The sequence below is a fragment of the Pseudoalteromonas sp. TB51 genome (genome assembly GCF_000498055.1).
Taxonomy (GTDB): domain Bacteria; phylum Pseudomonadota; class Gammaproteobacteria; order Enterobacterales; family Alteromonadaceae; genus Pseudoalteromonas; species Pseudoalteromonas atlantica.
Genome location: NZ_AUTO01000043.1, coordinates 1 through 4,044 on the forward strand (window position 1 = coordinate 1; position 4,044 = coordinate 4,044).

3 protein-coding genes and 1 pseudogene are annotated in these 4,044 nt (G+C 43.6%); 1 reads left to right on the plus strand and 3 read right to left on the minus strand.

Going from position 1 to position 4,044, the window contains the following annotated elements:
• From leuB to fabR, 3 genes are all read right to left on the minus strand, one after another.
• On the minus strand, positions 1-979 hold a 979-nt coding region (gene leuB, locus L650_RS0101265; protein ID WP_029771894.1), incomplete at its 3' end, for a 3-isopropylmalate dehydrogenase.
• A complete protein-coding gene (gene leuA, locus L650_RS0101270; protein ID WP_029771895.1) occupies positions 976-2,529 on the minus strand; it encodes a 2-isopropylmalate synthase in 1,554 nt (517 codons plus the stop codon). The genes leuB and leuA, both read right to left, overlap by 4 nt.
• A gap of 405 nt (positions 2,530-2,934) precedes the next feature.
• Positions 2,935-3,555, minus strand: a complete 621-nt coding sequence (fabR, locus tag L650_RS0101275) for an HTH-type transcriptional repressor FabR (protein WP_004589390.1) — start codon at positions 3,553-3,555, stop codon at positions 2,935-2,937.
• A 127-nt stretch (positions 3,556-3,682) separates the two neighbouring features.
• On the opposite strand from fabR, the pseudogene L650_RS0101280 reads away from it, so the two are divergent.
• Positions 3,683-4,044, plus strand: a pseudogene (locus L650_RS0101280) (acyl-CoA desaturase); the annotation flags it as partial.

The window sequence follows — 4,044 nt, forward strand, 5'->3', positions numbered from 1 at the left end:
CTACGGCTTTTTCAATGGTGCGCGCAGCTTCGTCTTGCCCTAATGAGTAACGTAGCATAAGTGCAGCACTTAAAATTTGTGCAATCGGGTTTGCAACGCCTTTGCCTGCAATATCAGGAGCGGAGCCACCGGCTGGTTCGTATAAACCAAAGCCCGATTGATTCAAGCTTGCCGATGGTAATAAGCCCATTGAGCCTGTGATCATTGCACACTCATCTGACAAAATATCACCAAATAAGTTATCGCAAAGTAGCACGTCAAACTGGCTAGGCTGTTTAACTAATTGCATAGCTGCGTTATCTACGTATATGTAATCTAGGCTTACTTCTGGGTAGTCTTTGCTTACTTCGGTAACGACTTCACGCCATAATACGCTTGATGCAAGCACGTTTGCTTTATCAACCGAGGTTACATGGTTACTACGTAATTTTGCTGCCTCAAAGGCAAAGCGGGCAATGCGTTCAATTTCTTTACGCGAGTAAGTTTGTGTATCAAATGCGGCTTCTTCAGCACCTTCGCCACTCCGGCCTTTTTCACCAAAGTAAATGCCGCCTGTAAGCTCGCGTACACATAAAATATCAAAGCCTTTTTCGCTAATATCTGCACGTAATGGCGATGCTGCGCTAAGCGCCGGTAAAAGCTGTGCTGGGCGTAAGTTACAAAACAAACCAAAGTGCTTACGAAGCGGTAAAAGCGATGCACGCTCAGGTTGCTCGTTAGGGGGTAGGTTTTCCCATTTTGGGCCACCTACTGAGCCAAATAAAATGGCATCGGCGTTTTCACACGCGCTTAGCGTTTTTGGTGGTAATGCTTCACCAAATTCGTCTATGGCTGCGCCACCAATAGCATGATGCTGACGGTTCAGGGTAAAACCAAACTTATTGCTTACAGCATCAAGTACTTGCTCTGCTGCTGCCATTACTTCTGGGCCAATACCGTCGCCTGCTAATACGGCAACGCTGTAGTTTGTTTTACTCATCCTGCTTTCCTTTGTTGTTTTAAATCAGACACTTTTTGTGCACGATAAATTAAGTTGTAAACACGGATCATGGCGCGTACCGACGCCTCTACCACATCCGCAGCAATACCCGCACCGTGATAAGGGCGACCATCGTATTTAGCAATAATGTTTACTTGACCAAGCGAACTTGCGCCTTGACCAGTGGCTTCTAAATTGTATTCAATCATTTCAACGCTCATACCGGTTAAGCGCTCAATAGCCGCAAATGAGGCTTCAACAGGGCCATTACCTGTAGCAGCTTCTTGTTTTGCTTCGCCATCAATTAACATCCCAATGGTAGAGCTGGCTACCGACTGTGAGTTAGACGCTGAGTTTACAAACTCTAATTGGTATTTTTCGTCTTTGTCGTTAATTTGATTAAAGTAAATCATGGCTTCAAGGTCGTAATCGTATACGGTGCCTTTTTGATCAGCTAACGCTAAAAAGCTCTCGTATAAGCTGTCCATATCGTAGTCAGCTTTTTGATAACCTAACTCTTCTAAGCGGTGCTCAATAACATGACGACCCGAACGCGAGGTCATATTTAATTGGTTATTTGGCACACCGACGCTTTCTGGCGACATAATCTCATAAGTATTTTGCGCTTTTAATACGCCATCTTGGTGAATGCCCGAGCTATGTGCAAAGGCGTTTTCGCCCACAATCGCTTTATTTGGCTGTACCGGCATATTGCATATTTTTGCCACTTGGCGAGATGCGCGATAAATTTCTTCGCTTTTAATATCGGTGTGAACGTTTAAGTGGTCTTTGCGCATTTTCATGATCATCGCCACTTCTTCAAGCGAGCAGTTACCCGCACGCTCACCAATACCATTTATTGTACACTCAATTTGGCGAGCACCTGCTTGTACCGCGGCTACCGAGTTAGCTACAGCTAAACCTAAATCGTTATGACAATGTACACTTAAACGCGCTTTATCTATATTCGGCACGTTATTCATTAAATGGCGGATCATTGCGGCGTATTCGTCTGGCGTTACAAAGCCAACGGTATCAGGTAAATTAATAGTAGAGGCACCGGCGTTAATTGCCTGCTCAACAATTTTACATAAATCCCAGTGCGGCGTACGCCCTGCATCTTCACACGAAAACTCAACATCATCAGTGTAGTTACGCGCTAATTTAATTGATTTAACCGCCATGGCCGCTGCATCGTCTAGGCTCATACGTAATTTGTGTTCAAGGTGCAAAGGGCTTGTGGCAATAAAAGTATGAATACGGCTTTGCTGTGCTGTGCGAAGTGCCTCACCACAGGCTTCAATGTCTTTTGCTACTGAACGTGCTAAACCACAAATAATTGGGCCTTTAACCTCGGTTGCAATACGTTGCACCGAGCGAAAATCAGCAGGGCTCGAAACCGGAAAACCCACTTCCATCACATCCACGTTCAAGCGGCTAATAGTATGCGCTAGCTGAATTTTATCGTCTTCTGTAAGGCTTGCTTTAAGTGCCTGCTCGCCATCACGTAAGGTGGTATCAAAAATCCATACTTTATCTTTGTCTTGCATAACTGCCCCTCATTCCTCTGTTACCCAAATTTCAATTTATCCCAGCCGCGAGATAATAAAAAACCCCGCAATTGCGGGGTTTTTAGTGTTTAACTCGATGCAAACACACTAATCCCCGCTCACTGACCATAGCAGTAAGAGGTTAAGTTTTAGTGTAATTAAACGAATATTTTGCATCTTGTTTCTTGTGTGTGTGTTCAGTGAGGCCTATTTTTAACATTACAAAGCAGTTGGTGCAAGCATAAATATTCCAAACAAAGGAATAAAAACCCCACATTAAAGAAATTTATATACCTTAAAATAGCGTATTCAGGTTTTATAAATCACACAGCTACACTTTTTAGCTTAAATTAATGTGTTGAGTAAACTTGCGTGCTTAGATTAACTTATTGCTAATTTTTTAGGCTAAACCTGATTATTTGTTTCACGAATATAATGACCTGCACCGCGGGTAATATAACGCAGCTGCCAAATAACCCGCTCAATGAGTTCTTCGCGTTGTTGACCTTCTATATCAAGTGCTTCAGCGCCGGCATTAAATACCAGTGTTACCATAGCTTCGGCCTGAATATAAGCATGAATTGAATCACACTTGGTTTCGCTTTCTAAATAATGCGCAAGCTCTAAAATAAAGTGCTTTACCTCACGCGCTACGGCGGCTCTAAAGGCTTTTGAGGTGCCTGAACGTTCTCGCAGCAGTAATCTAAATTGGTTGCTTGAGTTATCAATAAACTCCATAAAGGTAACAACCGAGGTATTTATTACGCTACCACCACTGGCTATACGTCTGCGGGCTTGGCGCATAAGCTGGCGAAGGGTCAAGCCTGCTTCGTCGACCATGGTTAAACCTAGCTCGTTCATATCTTTAAAGTGGCGATAAAAAGAGGTGGGGGCAATACCTGCTTCGCGGGCAACTTCGCGTAAGCTTAAATTAGAAAAACTATGATCAGCACTAAGCTGATTAAATGCCGCCTCTATTAAGGCTTGTCGTGTTTTTTGTTTCTGTTGTGCTCTAACACCCGACATCCACAGCTCCCTGAGTAAATTTATATGAAGTTTTAATGATAATTAGCCGAATTGTCTAGTCTAATACTTGACGCCAAGAGATTGAAACACTATTTTAGCTTACAGTTGTACGCTGAGAGTAAAAACGATGAATAAACCACCGATTATTTGGACAAACGTCCTATTTTTTAGCCTAACCTTTTTGGCGGCTGTCACACTTGTACCTTGGTACGGCATTAATTACGGATTTACCAGCGCGCATTGGATTGCATTTGTAGGCTGTATGTTTTACGCAGGCCTCTCTATCACTGCCGGATACCACCGATTATGGGCGCATAAAGCCTATAACGTACACCCTGCAATAGAATTTATTTTTGCTCTTGGTGGCGCATTTGCTTTGCAAAACAGTGCGTTGCACTGGAGTAGCGATCACCGTATACACCACGGCCAAGTAGATGACCCAGTAAAAGACCCTTACGCCGCAACTAACGGCTTTTGGTACAGCCATAT

Coding starts and splice junctions, on each gene's coding strand:
- fabR (WP_004589390.1), bottom strand. CDS start 3,555: ATGTCGGGTGTTAGAGCACAACAGAAACAAAAAACACGACAAGCCTTA.
- leuA (WP_029771895.1), bottom strand. CDS start 2,529: ATGCAAGACAAAGATAAAGTATGGATTTTTGATACCACCTTACGTGAT.